Origin of the sequence: Cellulomonas sp. APG4 (assembly GCF_009996735.1) — a bacterium.
Classification (GTDB): domain Bacteria; phylum Actinomycetota; class Actinomycetes; order Actinomycetales; family Cellulomonadaceae; genus Actinotalea.
This window is the reverse complement of the sequence record NZ_JAACYI010000004.1, coordinates 91,360-106,687: the sequence shown is the minus strand read 5'-3', so window position 1 is coordinate 106,687 and position 15,328 is coordinate 91,360. Positions and strand designations below refer to the sequence as shown.

Sequence of the window (15,328 nt, the reverse complement as noted above, 5' to 3'; positions counted from 1 at the left end):
CCAGGTCAGGCCGGTGCGCGCTCGACGGGGCAGGCGTGCTCCTCGTCGATCCGGAACAGGTCGAGCGCACCGCACACCTCGAGCACGAAGAGCTCGCGCTCGTCGATCCCGCGCAGCACCGTCGCGCCACCGCGACGCCGTGCCGAGTCCGCGAGGGAGATGAGGAAGGCGGCGCCGGTCGAGTCCATGAAGGTGACGCCACACATGTCGATCACCAGCAGCTGGCGGCGCAGGCCGGTGACGCGTGCGGCGATCTCCGGGAACTGCTCGCGCTCGGCGAGGTCGAGGTCACCGGTGATCACCAGGCTCGCGGTGGCGGCCGAGGTGGCGATCTCGATCATGGGATGGCTCTCCGTGCGCTCCAGGGGTTTCAGCGCGTCGGTCGACCATACCGACGGCGGACCGTCGCGACCAGCCGGTGGCCGTGGGGCACGATGGGCGCATGGACGACCTCCTCGCCCCCGAGCCCACGCACCTGCCCGACGTCGACGCCCGCGTGCGGGGCGACCTCGAGTCGGGGGTGAGGGCGGACGAGGCCGCGGCGCGCACGCCGACGTCGTCCCTCGCCTGGGCCGTCCTGGCCGAGGGGGCCCTGGCCACCGACGAGCCCGTGGCCGCGTACGCCTACGCGCGGACCGGCTACCACCGTGGCCTCGACGCCCTGCGGCGGGCCGGCTGGCGCGGGCGCGGCGCGGTGCCGGTCGGGCACGGGCCGAACCAGGGGTTCCTGCGGGCGCTCCTCGCGCTCGCCGAGGCCGCGGCCGCGATCGGCGAGGACGACGAGGCCGAGCGCTGCCGCACGTTCCTGGTCGACTGCGGGACGAGTGCGGACGAGGTCGCCGCGCTGCGCTGAGCCGCCACCGCCGCTGCGGGGCCCGGGGTCACGGCTGACCGCGCACCGTCTCGGGTAGCCTCGATCCGGCCACCGCCCCGTGTGGCCGGGTGCTGCATGCGTGCGCGCCCGTGTGCGACCGGAGGAACCCACATGCCAGCCGTCGTCGTCCTCGGTGCCCAGTGGGGCGACGAGGGCAAGGGCAAGGCCACCGATCAGCTCGGCTCACGCGTGGACCACGTCGTGAAGTTCAACGGGGGCAACAACGCGGGCCACACCGTCGTCATCGACGGCGAGAAGTACGCGCTGCACCTGCTGCCCTCGGGCATCCTCTCGCCGGGCGTCACCCCGGTGATCGGCAACGGCGTGGTCGTGGACCTCGAGGTGCTGTTCCGCGAGATCGACGCGCTCGAGGCGCGCGGGGTGGACACCTCGCGCCTGCTCGTCTCGTCGGCCGCGCACCTCATCGCGGGCTACAACCGCACGGTGGACAAGGTGACCGAGCGGTTCCTCGGCAAGCGCCGCATCGGCACCACGGGTCGCGGCATCGGCCCCACCTACGCGGACAAGATCAGCCGCGTGGGCGTGCGGGTCCAGGATCTGTTCGACGAGCACATCCTGGCCCAGAAGGTCGAGGGCGCCCTCGACCAGAAGAACCACCTGCTCGTGAAGGTCTACAACCGGCGCGCGATCACGGTCGAGGAGACCGTCGAGGAGCTGCTGACCTACGCCGAGCGCCTGCGCCCGATGGTCACCGACACGTCCCTCGTGCTCAACCAGGCCCTCGACGCCGGCAAGACCGTGCTGCTCGAGGCCGGTCAGGCGACCATGCTCGACGTCGACCACGGCACGTACCCGTTCGTGACGTCGTCGTCGGCGACCGCGGGCGGCGCGTGCACGGGCGCGGGCATCGGGCCCACCCGCATCGACCGCGTGGTCGGCGTCATCAAGGCCTACACGACCCGCGTGGGCGAGGGCCCGTTCCCCACCGAGCTGCTCGACGACACGGGCGAGTGGCTGCGCAAGCAGGGCGGCGAGTACGGCACGACGACGGGGCGCCCGCGCCGCACCGGCTGGTACGACGCGGTGATCGCGCGCTACGCGACGCGCGTCAACGGGCTGACCGACCTGGTGCTCACCAAGCTCGACACCCTCACGGGCCTCGAGCGCGTGCCCGTGTGCGTGGGCTACGACGTGGACGGCGTGCGGCACGACGAGATGCCGTCGAACCAGAGCGACTTCCACCACGCGACCCCGGTCTTCGAGGAGCTCGACGGCTGGTGGGAGGACATCTCGCACGTGCGCGAGTTCGACCAGCTGCCCGCCGCGGCGCAGCGCTACGTGCTCGCGCTCGAGGAGATGTCGGGCACCCGCATCTCGGCGATCGGCGTGGGCCCGGGGCGCGAGGCGACGATCGTGCGCCACGACCTGCTGAGCTGAGCGCCGGTCCGCGGGACGGGGCTCCGCCGGGCGGGGTCGGTCAGTAGGCTGGCGGCCCGTGAGGATCCTCGTCATCGGTTCCGGCGCGCGCGAGCACGCCATCGTCCACAGCCTCGCGGCGGGTGAGCACGAGCTGCACGCGGCCCCGGGCAATCCGGGCATCGCCGCGCAGGCCACGCTGCACGAGGTGGACCCGCTCGACGGCGCAGCGGTCGCGGGCCTCGCGACCCGGCTCGAGGCCGAGCTGGTGGTCGTGGGCCCTGAGGCCCCGCTGGTCGCGGGCGTCGCCGACGCGGTGCGCGACGTGGGGATCGCGTGCTTCGGCCCGAGCGCCGAGGCCGCGCGGCTCGAGGGCTCGAAGGCCTTCGCCAAGGAGGTCATGGCCGCCGCCGGGGTGCCCACCGCGATGGCGCACGTGTGCACCACCCTCGACGAGGTCGCGGCCGCGCTCGACGCGTTCGGCGCGCCCCACGTGGTCAAGGACGACGGCCTCGCCGCGGGCAAGGGCGTGGTGGTCACGTCCGACCGCGACGCCGCCCTCGCGCACGCCCGCACGTGCCTCGAGGGCCGGCCGGGAGCCGCCGTCGTGGTCGAGGAGTTCCTCGACGGTCCCGAGGTCTCGTTGTTCTGCCTCGCCGACGGCACCGACGTGGTGGCCCTCGCCCCCGCGCAGGACTTCAAGCGGGCCCTCGACGGCGACGAGGGCCCCAACACGGGCGGTATGGGCGCGTACTCGCCGCTGCCCTGGGCACCGCACGGGCTGGTCGACGAGGTCCTGGGGCGCGTGGCGCGGCCCACGATCGCCGAGATGCAGCGCCGCGGCACGCCGTTCGCGGGCGTCCTGTACTGCGGGCTCGCGCTCACGAGCCGCGGGCTGCGCGTGGTCGAGTTCAACGCGCGCTTCGGCGACCCGGAGACCCAGGTGGTGCTCGCACGCCTCGCGACGCCGCTCGCCGAGCTGCTGCACGCGGCCGCGACCGGGCACCTGGCGGATGCGGCAGACCTGCACTGGCGCGACGAGGCCGCGGTGACCGTGGTGGTCGCGGCGCACGGCTACCCGGGCTCGGTGCGCGCGGGCGACCCGGTGGACGGCCTCGCAGAGGCCGCTGAGGTGCCGGGCGTGCACGTGCTGCACGCGGGCACGGCCGCGTCCGACGGCGGTGTGGTGTCCGCGGGTGGGCGCGTGCTGTCGGTCGTCGGCGTGGGGGCGAACCTCGCGGCGGCGCGGGCCACGGCCTACGAGGGCGTCGAGCGGATCGACCTGCGGGGCTCGCACCACCGCGGCGACATCGCGCTCGCGGCGGCCGAGGGCCGCGTGACCGCACCCGACGGGCCCGAGGTCGACGACGACGCGGACGACCCCGACGCGCTGATCTCGAGCGGGCTGTGACCGCGCCGGCGCTCCCCGGGTGGAGCCACGTCTACGCGGGCAAGGTGCGTGACCTCTACGTGCCCGAGCCCGGCTCGGCGGCCGCGGTAGCGCACGGTGACGTGGTGCTGGTGGTCGCGAGCGACCGGATCAGCGCGTACGACCACGTGCTCGCGACGCCCATCCCGGACAAGGGCGCGGTGCTCACGGCGCTGAGCCTGTGGTGGTTCGACCAGCTCGCGGACCTGGTGCCCAACCACGTGGTGACGGCCGAACCGGGGGAGGCCGGCGTGCCGGCGGCCGTGGCCGGGCGCGCGATGGTCTGCCGACGGCTCACGATGTTCCCGGTCGAGTGCGTGGCCCGCGGCTACCTCACCGGCTCCGGGCTCGTGGAGTACCGCACCGACGGCCGCGTCACGGGCATCGCCCTGCCTCCCGGGCTGGTGGACGGCTCGCGCCTGCCCGAGCCGATCTTCACGCCGGCCACCAAGGCCGCCGTCGGCGAGCACGACGAGAACGTGCCGTTCGAGGCCGTCGTCGGGCGCGTGGGCGAGGCCGACGCGACGCTGCTGCGTGACCTGACCCTCGCGGTCTACGCGCGTGCGGAGGGCATCGCGCGCGGGCGCGGCGTGATCCTGGCCGACACCAAGCTCGAGTTCGGCCGGGCGCTCGAGGGCCCGCACACCGGTGCCGTGGTGCTCGGGGACGAGGTGCTCACGCCCGACTCGTCGCGGTTCTGGCCCGCCGACGCCTGGGAGCCGGGGCGCGCGCAGCCGAGCTTCGACAAGCAGTACGTGCGCGACTGGCTCACGTCGTCGGCCTCGGGCTGGGACCGCGCCTCGGACGCGCCGCCCCCGCCGCTGCCCGACGACGTGGTCGAGCGCACGCGGGCGAGGTATCTCGAGGCTTACGAGCGTCTGACGGGGAGCTCGCTCGGGGTGTGATGCGCCGCCTTGCCGGGGTGGCCGGCGGCGTGGCCCACGTCACACCGTCCGGGTGCTGGTGAGGGGTCCCTCAGTTAGGTGAGCCTATGCTTTACTCGAGGCGACCCGACCTGAGGAGCTCGTGTGACCGTGCAGTCCGACGTGCAGACCGCTGCGCCGCGACGGTCGTCGTCGTCCTACCGGGCGTTCGAGGTCGAGGTGCTGCGCACGCGCCGCCTGAGCCCGAGCTTCCTGCGGATGACCTTCACGGGTCCTGAGCTCGACCGGTTCGGCACCGCCGGCCTCGACCAGCGCGTCAAGCTCGTGCTGCCGGCCGCGTGCGGTGCACGGATCGACACCCAGGAGTTCACGCGCGACGACTGGTTCACCGGCTGGCGGGCCAAGCCCGACGCCGAGCGTGAGCCGCTGCGCACCTACACCGTGCGTGCCGTGCGGCCCGCGCAGCGCGAGGTGGACGTCGACGTCGTGCTGCACGGCGTCACCCCGGGCAAGGTCACGACGCGCGGCTGCGGCCTCGCCGAGCTCCTCGGCTGCGCGTGCCAGGCGCAGGCCGGCCCCGCGGTGCGCTGGTGCGCTGCCGCCCGCAAGGGCGACCCGATCGTGCTGCTCGGCCCGGATGCGGACTTCGACGGCCCGCCCGTGGGCCTCGAGTGGCGTCCGCCCGCCGAGGCGTCGACCTTCCTGCTCGCCGGCGACGAGACCGCGGTGCCCGCGATCTGCTCGATCCTCGAGGCCCTGCCGCGCGAGGCCCGCGGCCACGCCTACCTCGAGGTGCCCACCGCGCACGACAGGCTCGACATCCGGGCCCCCGAGGGCGTCGAGGTGCACTGGCTCCCGCGCCAGGGCGGCGCCGCGGCCGGCGACGAGGGCGTGCGTCCCCGCATCGACGTGCCGCACGGCCTGCTGCTCGCCGCCGCCGTGCGCGGGGGTGCCGCTCGCCTGGTCGCCGAGCACGACGCCGAGGTGGCTGAGCTCGACGAGGTCGACGTCGACGCCGTGACGCTCTGGGACGTGCCCGCGGAGCCCGCGGCCGACGGCGGTGTCTACGCGTGGATCGCGGGTGAGGCCGGCGTGGTCAAGGAGATGCGCCGCTTCCTGGTGCGCGACCTGGGCATCGACCGCCGCTCGGTCGCGTTCATGGGCTACTGGCGCGAGGGCCGCGCGGAGTGCTGACCGGCTGTCCCTGCGTCAGGCGACCTGGAGGGTCGTGATGCAGGTGGGGTCGCCCTCGCCGGTGCTGACCGGCTGTCCCTGCGTCAGGCGACCTGGAGGGTCGTGATGCAGGTGGGGTCGCCCTCGCCGGTGCTGAACGGGACGCTGCCGGTCTTGTCGGCGTAGGTGACCTCGATGGTGCCCTCGACATCGCGCGGGAGCCAGAAGCCGACGAAGCCGTTGGCGTAGGTGGTGGCGTCCTCGTCCACGAGCACCGTGCCGTCGTCGGCCGTGATCGTCACGGAGACTGGCTGCTCGACGAGCTCGCCCTGGCACGTCGCGAGCGAGTGGTAGTAGCACTCGTGGGTCTGGTCCACGTAGGGCGCGATCGAGACGTACAGCTCGTCCTCGGGCAGGGCCACGGCGACCTCCTGCGTGCCATCGCCCAGCAGCACCTCGTCCTCGCGCACCGAGGCCATGAAGGCGAACGGGCGATCGTCGGTCGAGGCGTCGAGCTGCTCGACGATCTCGCGGCCGTCTATCCCGTCGAGCCCGAGCTCGGCCTGCAGGGAGTCCTCGGGACTCGACGTCGAGCAGGCCGCGAGCAGCAGCAGCGACGCACCGGCCGCAGCGAGGCGGCTGAGCACGCGGGGGCGGGACGAGGACGAGGTCGCTGCAGTCATGCGCTCCATTGTCACGGCCGACGTCGTGACAGCGCCCAGGACGATCGTCCTCGGGGGCGCGAGCGGTTGGGTAGAGACGTAGCCTGCTCCGATGACGGAGTCCCCGAGCCTCGTGCTGCGGCGGGCGCGGCTGGTGCCGCTGCCCGGCCGGGCCGCCGAACCTGCCGCTGACCTGGGCGGACGTGGGCTCGTGGACGTGCGCGTCGAGGGCGGACGCATCGCGTCGGTGACGCCGTCGGGCACCGGCACGGGCGAGGGTGCGAGCGAGGTGGTGGACCTCGACGGCCGCTGGCTCATGCCGGGGCTGTGGGACGCGCACGTGCACATGGCGCAGTGGGCGCTCGCGCGGCGCCGGCTCGACGTGTCGGAGGCTGCGTCCGCCGCCGAGGTCGCGCGCGCCGTCGTCGACGAGCTGCGGCGCACCCCCGTGCCCGACGGCGGCGCGCTGGTCGCGGCCGGCTTCCGGGACGGGCTGTGGCCGGACGTCCCGACGGCCGAGCTGCTCGACCGTGCCGTGGTCGACGCCGGCCTGCCGCCGGTCCCGGTGGTCGTGGTCTCGGCCGACCTGCACTGCGCGTGGTTCAGCAGCACCGCGCTTGCCGAGGTGGGCGTGGACCACCCGACCGGGCTGCTGCGTGAGACCGAGTGGATGCCCCTCATGGCCCAGGTGGACCGGGCCCCCGAGGTCGCGCTCGACGCCTGGGTCGACGACGCCGCGGCGGCCGCGGCGAGGCTCGGCGTGGTGGGCATCGTGGACCTCGAGATCGCCGACAACGTCGCGGCCTGGTATCGGCGTGCTGCCGCCCGGCCGCTGCGGCTGCGGGTCGACGCCGCGCTGTGGCCCGAGCACCTCGACGCGGCGATCGAGCGGGGCCTGGCCTCGGGCGCGTGGGTGACCCCGGACGGCCTGGTGCGCGTGGGCCCGTTCAAGGTGATCGCGGACGGCTCGCTCAACACCCGCACCGCGTTCTGCCACGAGCCCTACCCGCCCGTCACCGACGGCGTCGCGTGGACCGGGGCCCTGAACGTCGAGCCCGAGCACCTCGCCGAGCAGATGACCCGCGCCGCCCGCCACGGGATCCGCTGCGCGATCCACGCGATCGGGGACCACGCGAACGCCGTCGTGCTCGACGCGTTCGAGGCCACCGGTGCCCGAGGCTCGATCGAGCACGCCCAGCTGCTCACTCCCGACGACGTCACGCGCATGGCCGCACTGGGCGTGGTCGCGAGCGTCCAGCCCGAGCACGCGCTCGACGACCGGGACGTGGCCGACGTGCACTGGGCGGGCCGCACCGGCAGGTCGTTCGCGTACGGGGACCTCGCGCGCGCCGGCGTGACCATGACGTTCGGCTCCGACGCGCCCGTGGCCCGGCTGGACCCGTGGGCGGCGATCGCCGCGGCGGTGACCCGCGCGCGCGACGGCCGCGAGCCGTGGCACCCCGAGCAGGCCGTGAACCTCGGCACCGCGCTCGCGTCGTCGGTGCGCTCGCGGGTCACGCCGGGTGAGCCCGCAGACCTGGTGGTGCTCGACGCCGAGCCCGTGCCCGACGGCGACCTGCTGCGCGCGATGCCCGTCGCGGCCACGATGCTCGCGGGCGCCTGGACCCACCGCGCGCTCTGACGCGCAGCGCGGCAGATCCGGATGGCCGTCACCCTTGCTCACCGGTCGACCGGCGCTCGAGGCTGTGTGGCATGGGCGAGCCATCCGCAGGTCTACCGGCGACGCTGGGGAAGCCTGCCACCCGAGCCCTCCAGGCCGCTGGCTACGGCACGATCGGCGACCTCCGCGGAGCCAGCGAGCGGGAGCTCCTTGATCTCCACGGGGTCGGACCGCGAGCGATCACGATCCTGCGAGAGCACGGGACGGAGCTCGTGCCGTGACTCCGAGGACCACGCCGTCCGCGGCATGACCGTGCGTCGAGGGTCGCCGCGCCGACGCGGCTCGCGGGAACGCTCAGTCCTCGAGGATCGCCGCCGGCTCGCCCGGGCCCCATGACTGCAGCTCGACGGGGTTGCCCTCGGGGTCGGTGACGTAGCACCAGGTCACCGAGCGATCGGCAGCGACCTGGGTGCGCACGATCTGCCCGAGCGCGGAGCCACCGGCGGCGAGGACCTCGCGCCGGGCCGCCGCGACGTCCGCGACCTGGAAGGCGAGGTGCCCGTAGCCGGGGCGGTCGACCGCCGTCGGCGGCTTGGGCGGCATGGTGCCGAAGCTGTAGACCTCGAGGGTCGGCCCGTCCGGGCCGTGGCCCGGCAGCCGCAGGTGCATGCCGTTGAGCGTGGCGTCGGTGACTCCCGTGCCTGCCGCGACGACGGGGCCGTACAGGTCACGCTCGGGCGGCACCGGCTCGCAGCCGAAGAGCGTCACGTAGAAGTCGACCAGGCGACGCCAGTCGTGTGCGACGACGTTGGTGTGGCCGTACCGGACACCTTCGATCATGGTGCTTCCTCGCTGTCGAGACGTACGCGGTCAGCTCGTGGGGTGCAGGCCCAGGTCGAGCGGTGTGCGGCTCGGCTCGAGCACCGCGGCCACGATCGCCTCGATCGCGAACGCGCTCGCCTCGGCCAGCTGCACGTCGTCGGGCGAGAGCAGCCACTGCACCTGGAGGCCGTCCATGACGGCGAGGATGCTCGCCGCGGCCCGGTCCACCGTGGCCGGCGCCGTGATCCCGCGCTCGGCGCACACCGCCGCGAAGGCCTCGGTGATCTCTCGCCGCAGCGTCTGGTAGCGCTCCTCGAAGTACGCGCGTCCGGGGTGCTCGTCCGTCACGGACTCGGCCGAGAGCACCGCGTAGGCCTGCACGATGCCCGGCCGGGTCTCGTTGGTGAACGCGGTGCGCACCAGGTGCCGGAACAGCTCCATGCCGCCCGGGATGTGGGCGCCCTCGAGCGGTGCGACGTCCTCCTGGTCGCGGTACTTCAGCACCTCGACCAGCAGCTGATCCTTCGAGCCGAAGTGGTGCAGGATCCCGGCGTGCGTCATGCCGACCTGGTCGGCGATCTCGGTGAGCGGCCCGTTCTTGTAGCCCTTGGCCCCGAAGGTCGCCGTCGCGGCGCGCAGGATCTCGGTGCGCTTGACCAGGGTCTCGGGCCGCGCGCGGGGAGCGCGCCTCGTGGTCATCGCGTCCTCGTCTCCCTCATCGTGCCCGCGCGCGGCGGGCGTCGCCGGGGCCGCCGTCGGCCCGTCTGGCTCGGTCGAGTCTAGGTCTCCGGCCCCGCCGCCGAGCCGGGAGGGTCACAGGTTGGTCACGGCCTCTGGACATCACTTACTGACAGCGTAGTAACCTCTCGACCGCCAGGCACCCGGATTTCCGGACCGACGTCGTCGTCGGCCCCGCACCCCCGGACGGCACCTCGCCGGCCTGGTCGCACGCCCGTACGCGTCGCGTCGACCGCCGTGACGTCCGTCTCGAAGGAGAGATCGATGAGGGTGAAGTCCCGTGCCATCGCGCTAGGCCTCGCTGGGGCCCTGGCGCTGACCGCGTGCTCAGGCGGAGGGTCGGGTGACGACGACGCGAGCCCCGCACCGGGTGACGGCGCCGCGCTGACGATCGCCAAGCCCGACGGCGCGATCACCACCGAGTCCCACAACCCGTACCTGGGTGACTCGTCCGCCTCGAAGTACGGCTACGCGAAGGTGATCTTCGAACCGCTCGCGCTCGTCAACCCCACCGGAGACCTCGGCACGACCCCCTGGCTTGCCGAGTCCGTCGAGTGGAACGACGACTACACCGAGCTCACGGTGGTGCCGCGCAGCGGTGTGACCTGGAGCGACGGCACCGAGTTCACCGGTGACGACATCGTCTACACGTTCGACCAGTACCTCGACGGTCGCCTCACCGACACCGCGGGCCTGAAGTACGAGGGCGCGACCGTCGACGGCGACGCGATCACCCTGAGCTTCGGGGAGTCGAAGTACACCGCCCAGGCGCGCGTGCTGCACACGCCGATCGTCCCCAAGCACATCTGGGAGGGCCTCGCCGACCCGAACACCGACCCCCTCACGGAGGACGGCACGGCGGTGGGCACCGGCCCGTACGTGCTCGACTCGTGGTCCACCGAGTCGGTGACCCTCACCGCGAACCCCGACTACTGGGGCGGCGAGCTCGCGGTCCCCGAGCTGCACTACATCTCCTACGGTGACAACGCGGCGCTGACCACCGCGCTCGTCTCGGGCGAGGCCGACTGGGCGCAGGCGTTCATCCCGCAGATCGAGGACAGCTACCTGGCCGCCGACGAGGACAACCACTTCCTGGTGTCCCCCACGGCCGGCGCCGCGACGCTGTTCATGAACCTGCAGACCAAGCCGTTCGACGACCCGGCGCTGCGTGAGGCGCTCGCCTGGACGATCGACCGTCAGGCCTACGTGGACATCGCCCGTGAGGGCGCGAGCGAGCCGGTGTGGAACGTCACCGGCCTCAGCAGCGTGCTCGAGGACGAGATCGTCCCCGAGCTCCAGGGCGAGGAGTACGCCGTCGACGTCGACAAGGCGCGCCAGATCCTCACCGACGCCGGTTACACGTGGGAGGGCGATGCCCTGATCGACCCCGACGGCACGCCTGTCTCGTTCTCGATCTCCGTGCCCGCCGGCTGGAGCGACTGGAACACCGAGCAGGCCCTCATCGCCGAGGAGCTGGGCGAGGGCCTGGGCATCGAGGTCGTCGTGGACCAGCCCGACTGGGGCGGCTGGGACGCCGCGCGCCAGGAGGGCACGTTCCAGGCGATCATCCACTGGCTCGAGGACACGGGGAACGCCTACGGCCTCTACACCTCGACCATGGACCCGCGCTGGATCGTCGACGACCGCGCGCAGTTCAACTTCGGCCGCTTCGAGGACCCGGCGGTCACCGAGGCGCTGAACACCTACGCCACCGCGTCGTCCGACGACGAGCGGACGGCCGCCTCGGCCGTGCTGCAGCAGGCGTTCGCCGAGCACGTGCCCGCCATCCCGCTCGGCGCGCACCCCCTGCTGGGCGAGTACAACACGCGCAACTACGTGGGCTGGCCCACGGAGGACGACCAGTACGCCTCCGCCGACCCGACCCAGCCGGGGATCGTCCAGGTGCTGACGAACCTCGAGCCCGCCGAGTAGCCGAGCCGACGGGGCGGGTGGCGCACGCACCCGCCCCGTCCTCGGCGACCAGACCCCACGAGAGCGAGCGCGCACCGATGAGCGATCCGCTGCTGTCCGTCCGAGACTTCTCGGTCACCTACGACGTCGACCCGCCCGTCGAGGCGGTCAAGCACGTCACCCTCGAACTGCGCCGCGGCGAGATCCTCGGTCTCGCCGGCGAGAGCGGCTGCGGCAAGACCACCCTCGCGTACGGCGTGCAGCGCCTGCTCAAGGCCCCGGCCGTCATCACGAGCGGCTCGGTCGTGTTCCACGACGCCTCGGGCGAGGACGTCGACGTGCACCGGCTCGACGCCGAGCAGATGCGCCGGTTCCGCTGGGACAAGGTCTCGATGGTCTTCCAGGGCGCGATGAACGCGCTCAACCCGGTGGCGCCCATCGGGTCGCAGCTCGAGGACGTCTTCGAGGTGCACCGCCCGGGCATGTCCCGCGCGCAGCGGCGGGAGGCCGTCGCCGAGCTGCTCGAGATCGTCAAGGTGGGGCGCCAGCGCGCACGCTCGTTCCCGCACGAGCTCTCGGGCGGCATGCGCCAGCGCGTGATGATCGCGATGGCGCTCGCGCTGCGCCCGCAGCTCATGGTCATGGACGAGCCGACGACGGCGCTCGACGTGCTGGTCCAGCGCGAGATCCTGCGACAGATCTCCCAGCTGCGCCACGAGTTCGGGTTCACGGTCGTGTTCATCACGCACGACCTTCCCCTGCTGCTCGAGATCAGCGACCGCATCGCGATCATGCGCGAGGGCGAGATCGTCGAGCTCGCCACCGCCGAGCAGATCTGGACGGCCCCGCGCGACGAGTACACGAAGACGCTGCTGTCGTCGTTCCCCCGCCTGACCGGGGAGAGAGGAGTGGTCGCGCGATGACGGTCCTCGAGGTCGACCGCGTTACCAAGGTCTACGCGGTGCGCGGCGCAGGCCAGATCAAGGCGCTCGACGACGTGAGCTTCACGCTCGAGTCCGGCCGCACGATCGGGCTCGTCGGGCAGTCCGGCAGCGGCAAGTCCACGATCGCGCGGATCCTCACCCAGCTCGAGACGCCCACGAGCGGGCAGGTGCGCCTCGACGGGCAGCCGATCCCGCGCCGCGGCGCCGGCCTGCGGGCCTACCGCCAGAAGTTGCGCATGGTGTTCCAGGACCCGTTCGCGTCGCTCAACCCGTACCACTCGATCCGGTACCACCTCGAGCGCCCGCTGCGCCTGGACGGCGTCGTGCCCGGGGCCGAGGTCGAGGACGAGGTACGGCGACTGCTCACCCGGGTCCGTCTCGACCACGACGTGATCGACCGGCGCCCGCACGAGCTGTCGGGCGGTCAGCGCCAGCGCGTCGCGATCGCCCGCGCGCTGGCCTCGCGGCCCCGCCTGCTGGTGGCCGACGAGCCCGTCTCGATGCTCGACGTCTCCATCCGCCTCGGCGTGCTCAACCTGCTCGCCGACCTGGGGCGTGAGGAGGGCCTCGGCGTCCTCTACATCACCCACGACCTGGCGACCGCCCGACACTTCAGCGACGAGATCCTCGTGCTCAACCAGGGCCGGGTGGTCGAGAGCGGCCCGGCGGACGACGTGATCCTCCGCCCGCAGGACCCGTACACCCGCGAGCTGCGCGCCGCGTCGCCCGACCCCGAGAAGCACTTCGGCTCGGTGTCCGGCGCGCTCGGAGGTGCCCGATGACCGCCGTCCAGCCCCATCCCGCCGAGCCCTCGCCGACGCGAGACGCCCTTGAGGTCGGCACCACCGCGACCACGGTCGCGCGGGGACGCTCACGCGTCCCGTGGCGGTTCCTCGCCGGGCGCGCCGGCTTCTACCTGTTCACCCTCTGGGCCGCCATCACGATCAACTTCTTCCTGCCCCGCATGATGAAGGGCGACGCGGTCGACCAGTACCTCTCCCGCAACCGCAACGTCAGCCCCGAGGCGGCCGACGCCCTGCGCTCGTTGCTCGGCCTCGACACCGACAAGTCGCTGCTGCAGCAGTACGTCGACTACTGGGGTCTCCTGCTGCGGGGAGACCTCGGCGTCTCGCTGCTGCACGGCCTGCGCCCGGTCACCGAGGTGATCAGCCAGGCGTTGCCCTGGACCGTGGGGCTGGTGGGCTTCGCGACCGTCGTCTCGTTCGCGATCGGCACGATCGGCGGGGCCGTGGTCGGCTGGCGCCGTGGCAGCAGGCTCGACGGGCTCATCCCGCTGACCACGTTCCTCAGCACGATCCCGTACTTCTGGCTGGGCCTCCTGGCGATCGCCCTGTTCTCGGTGACGCTCGGCTGGTTCCCCATCGGCAAGGCCTACGGCGTGGGGATGACGCCCGAGTGGTCGGCGGAGTTCGTGGGGCAGGTGATCCACCACGGCACGCTGCCCGCGGCCACCATCGTGCTCGCCTCCCTGGGCGGCTGGATGCTGGGCATGCGCAACATGATGCTCACGGTGCTCGACGAGGACTACGTGATGGTCGCGCAGGCCAAGGGCATGCCGAACCGGCGGGTGCTGTGGCGCTATGCCGCGCGCAACGCGGTGCTCCCGCAGATCCAGAGCTTCGCGCTGTCGATCGGCTTCATCGTGGGCGGCACCATCGTCATGGAGATGGTCTTCAGCTACCCCGGGGTGGGCAAGCTGCTGCTCGACGCGACCAACGCGAAGGACTACGCCCTGATGCAGGGCGTGTTCCTGGTGATCACGCTGTCGGTGCTCGTCGCCAACGTCCTGGCCGACGTCGCCTACGCGTTCCTCGACCCGCGCACCCGCCAGACGGAGGCCTGATCATGACCACCGACCTCCGCACCGAGCAGGCGCCCCAGGTGCGCACGGGCCCGACGGCGCCCCCGCGGGTGACCGTCCGCGCGCGGCTCGGCTCGGCCTTCGCGATGTTCCGCAACCGCAAGTCGATCACCGGCCTGGTCATCCTGGGCTTCTTCGTGCTCGTCGCGGCGCTCGCCGACGTGCTCGCGCCGTACTCGCCCACGCAGGTCGACCACACCGCGCGGTTCGAGCCGCCGTCGGCCGAGCACTGGCTCGGCACCACCCACCTGGGCGAGGACGTGCTGAGCCAGGTGATCCACGGCACCCGGGGCGTGATCGTCGTCGGCTTCCTCGCCGCGATCATGGCCACGATCATCGCGATCGTCGTCGGGGTGGTCGCCGGGTACCTGCGGGGCTGGCGCAGCGAGAGCCTCTCGGCCCTCACGAACGTGTTCCTCGTGATCCCAGGGCTCCCGCTGATCATCATCGTGGCCTCGATGTTCGAGAACCCGCCGCTGGTGCTGATCGCGGCCGTGCTGGGCCTCACGGGATGGGCATGGGGGGCGCGCGTGCTGCGCGCCCAGACGATGTCGCTGCGCAACCGCGACTTCGTCCAGGCCGCGCGCGCCAACGGCGAGCCGCTGTGGCGCATCATCGGTCACGAGATGCTGCCCAACCTCATGGCGCTCATCGCGGCGAGCTTCGTCGGGACCGTGACCGCCGCGATCCTGGGGCTCACCACGCTCTCCTACATCGGCGTGATCCCGGTGAACACGTACAACTGGGGCACGATCCTGAACTGGGCCGGCGCGCAGGGGGCGTTCCGGCAGAACCAGTGGTGGTGGTTCCTGCCACCGGGCCTCTGCATCGCCGCCATCGGCGTAGCGTTGTCACTGATCAACTTCGGCATCGACGAGTACGTCAACCCACGGCTGAGGTCCGCCGGTGAGCGCGCCCGGGCGATGCGCAAGCGGGGTCTGGACGTCAACGACCCCGTGACCGCCGTACGGACGACGACGTCCGCGGGCGACGACGCGTGACCGCGACCGT

The 15,328-nt window shown here is 72.9% G+C and carries 15 protein-coding genes; 11 read left to right on the top strand and 4 right to left on the bottom strand.

Features of this window, described 5'->3' with window-relative positions; all coding sequences use genetic code 11:
• Positions 1-5 precede the first annotated feature (5 nt).
• A complete protein-coding gene (locus tag GXB85_RS05110) occupies positions 6-341 on the bottom strand; it encodes an STAS domain-containing protein (protein ID WP_161916565.1) in 336 nt (111 codons plus the stop codon).
• Between the two features lie 101 nt (positions 342-442).
• Here GXB85_RS05110 and GXB85_RS05105 point away from each other — a divergent pair, with 101 nt between their 5' ends.
• The 5 genes from GXB85_RS05105 (at position 443) to GXB85_RS05085 (ending at position 5,758) form a co-directional block, all read left to right on the top strand.
• Positions 443-853, top strand: a complete 411-nt coding sequence (locus GXB85_RS05105) for a DUF3151 domain-containing protein (RefSeq protein WP_161916564.1) — start codon at positions 443-445, stop codon at positions 851-853.
• A gap of 132 nt (positions 854-985) precedes the next feature.
• Complete coding sequence (locus tag GXB85_RS05100; protein WP_161916563.1) at positions 986-2,272, top strand: adenylosuccinate synthase; 1,287 nt, start codon at positions 986-988, stop codon at positions 2,270-2,272.
• A 58-nt stretch (positions 2,273-2,330) separates the two neighbouring features.
• Positions 2,331-3,662: a phosphoribosylamine--glycine ligase gene (gene purD / locus GXB85_RS05095; protein ID WP_161916562.1), complete on the top strand. Its 1,332-nt coding sequence runs from the start codon at positions 2,331-2,333 to the stop codon at positions 3,660-3,662.
• A complete protein-coding gene (locus GXB85_RS05090; RefSeq protein WP_161916561.1) occupies positions 3,659-4,585 on the top strand; it encodes a phosphoribosylaminoimidazolesuccinocarboxamide synthase in 927 nt (308 codons plus the stop codon). Before purD ends, GXB85_RS05090 begins: the two co-directional genes overlap by 4 nt.
• 123 nt (positions 4,586-4,708) lie before the next feature.
• On the top strand, positions 4,709-5,758 hold the full coding sequence (locus GXB85_RS05085) for a siderophore-interacting protein (protein ID WP_370524007.1): 1,050 nt from the start codon (positions 4,709-4,711) through the stop codon (positions 5,756-5,758).
• Positions 5,759-5,841: 83 nt separating this feature from the next.
• Here GXB85_RS05085 and GXB85_RS05080 read toward each other — a convergent pair whose 3' ends face one another.
• Positions 5,842-6,420, bottom strand: a complete 579-nt coding sequence (locus tag GXB85_RS05080; RefSeq protein WP_161916560.1) for a CueP family metal-binding protein — start codon at positions 6,418-6,420, stop codon at positions 5,842-5,844.
• A 91-nt stretch (positions 6,421-6,511) separates the two neighbouring features.
• On the opposite strand from GXB85_RS05080, the gene GXB85_RS05075 reads away from it, so the two are divergent.
• Entirely contained in the window at positions 6,512-8,041 is a 1,530-nt protein-coding gene (locus GXB85_RS05075) for an amidohydrolase (RefSeq protein WP_161916559.1), read from the top strand.
• 333 nt (positions 8,042-8,374) lie between these two features.
• Here the strand turns inward: GXB85_RS05075 and GXB85_RS05070 are convergent, their stop codons facing one another.
• Together GXB85_RS05070 and GXB85_RS05065 are read right to left on the bottom strand one after the other, a co-directional pair.
• Positions 8,375-8,860, bottom strand: coding sequence for a VOC family protein (locus GXB85_RS05070; RefSeq protein WP_161916558.1), 486 nt, complete (start codon positions 8,858-8,860; stop codon positions 8,375-8,377).
• Between the two features lie 30 nt (positions 8,861-8,890).
• The gene (locus GXB85_RS05065) at positions 8,891-9,541 is read right to left on the bottom strand and encodes a TetR/AcrR family transcriptional regulator (protein WP_161916557.1); all 651 of its coding nucleotides are present in this window, start codon (positions 9,539-9,541) and stop codon (positions 8,891-8,893) included.
• A 303-nt stretch (positions 9,542-9,844) separates the two neighbouring features.
• Between GXB85_RS05065 and GXB85_RS05060 the strand changes: the two genes are divergently transcribed.
• From GXB85_RS05060 to GXB85_RS05040, 5 genes are all read left to right on the top strand, one after another.
• Positions 9,845-11,512, top strand: a complete 1,668-nt coding sequence (locus tag GXB85_RS05060; RefSeq protein WP_161916556.1) for an ABC transporter substrate-binding protein — start codon at positions 9,845-9,847, stop codon at positions 11,510-11,512.
• Between the two features lie 77 nt (positions 11,513-11,589).
• The gene (locus tag GXB85_RS05055; RefSeq protein ID WP_161916555.1) at positions 11,590-12,414 is read left to right on the top strand and encodes an ABC transporter ATP-binding protein; all 825 of its coding nucleotides are present in this window, start codon (positions 11,590-11,592) and stop codon (positions 12,412-12,414) included.
• Entirely contained in the window at positions 12,411-13,217 is an 807-nt protein-coding gene (locus tag GXB85_RS05050) for an ABC transporter ATP-binding protein (RefSeq protein ID WP_161916554.1), read from the top strand. Before GXB85_RS05055 ends, GXB85_RS05050 begins: the two co-directional genes overlap by 4 nt.
• Positions 13,214-14,299, top strand: coding sequence for an ABC transporter permease (locus GXB85_RS05045; RefSeq protein WP_161916553.1), 1,086 nt, complete (start codon positions 13,214-13,216; stop codon positions 14,297-14,299). The genes GXB85_RS05050 and GXB85_RS05045 overlap by 4 nt, the downstream gene beginning before the upstream one ends.
• Before the next feature lie 2 nt (positions 14,300-14,301).
• Positions 14,302-15,318, top strand: coding sequence for an ABC transporter permease (locus GXB85_RS05040; protein WP_370524006.1), 1,017 nt, complete (start codon positions 14,302-14,304; stop codon positions 15,316-15,318).
• The last annotated feature ends 10 nt before the right edge of the window (positions 15,319-15,328 follow it).

Excerpts from the sequence above, each read along its gene's own strand:
- GXB85_RS05110 (WP_161916565.1), bottom strand. The coding sequence starts at position 341 with ATGATCGAGATCGCCACCTCGGCCGCCACCGCGAGCCTGGTGATCACC.
- GXB85_RS05105 (WP_161916564.1), top strand. The coding sequence starts at position 443 with ATGGACGACCTCCTCGCCCCCGAGCCCACGCACCTGCCCGACGTCGAC.
- GXB85_RS05100 (WP_161916563.1), top strand. The coding sequence starts at position 986 with ATGCCAGCCGTCGTCGTCCTCGGTGCCCAGTGGGGCGACGAGGGCAAG.
- GXB85_RS05080 (WP_161916560.1), bottom strand. The coding sequence starts at position 6,420 with ATGACTGCAGCGACCTCGTCCTCGTCCCGCCCCCGCGTGCTCAGCCGC.
- GXB85_RS05075 (WP_161916559.1), top strand. The coding sequence starts at position 6,512 with ATGACGGAGTCCCCGAGCCTCGTGCTGCGGCGGGCGCGGCTGGTGCCG.
- GXB85_RS05070 (WP_161916558.1), bottom strand. The coding sequence starts at position 8,860 with ATGATCGAAGGTGTCCGGTACGGCCACACCAACGTCGTCGCACACGAC.
- GXB85_RS05065 (WP_161916557.1), bottom strand. The coding sequence starts at position 9,541 with ATGACCACGAGGCGCGCTCCCCGCGCGCGGCCCGAGACCCTGGTCAAG.
- GXB85_RS05060 (WP_161916556.1), top strand. The coding sequence starts at position 9,845 with ATGAGGGTGAAGTCCCGTGCCATCGCGCTAGGCCTCGCTGGGGCCCTG.
- GXB85_RS05055 (WP_161916555.1), top strand. The coding sequence starts at position 11,590 with ATGAGCGATCCGCTGCTGTCCGTCCGAGACTTCTCGGTCACCTACGAC.
- GXB85_RS05050 (WP_161916554.1), top strand. The coding sequence starts at position 12,411 with ATGACGGTCCTCGAGGTCGACCGCGTTACCAAGGTCTACGCGGTGCGC.
- GXB85_RS05045 (WP_161916553.1), top strand. The coding sequence starts at position 13,214 with ATGACCGCCGTCCAGCCCCATCCCGCCGAGCCCTCGCCGACGCGAGAC.
- GXB85_RS05040 (WP_370524006.1), top strand. The coding sequence starts at position 14,302 with ATGACCACCGACCTCCGCACCGAGCAGGCGCCCCAGGTGCGCACGGGC.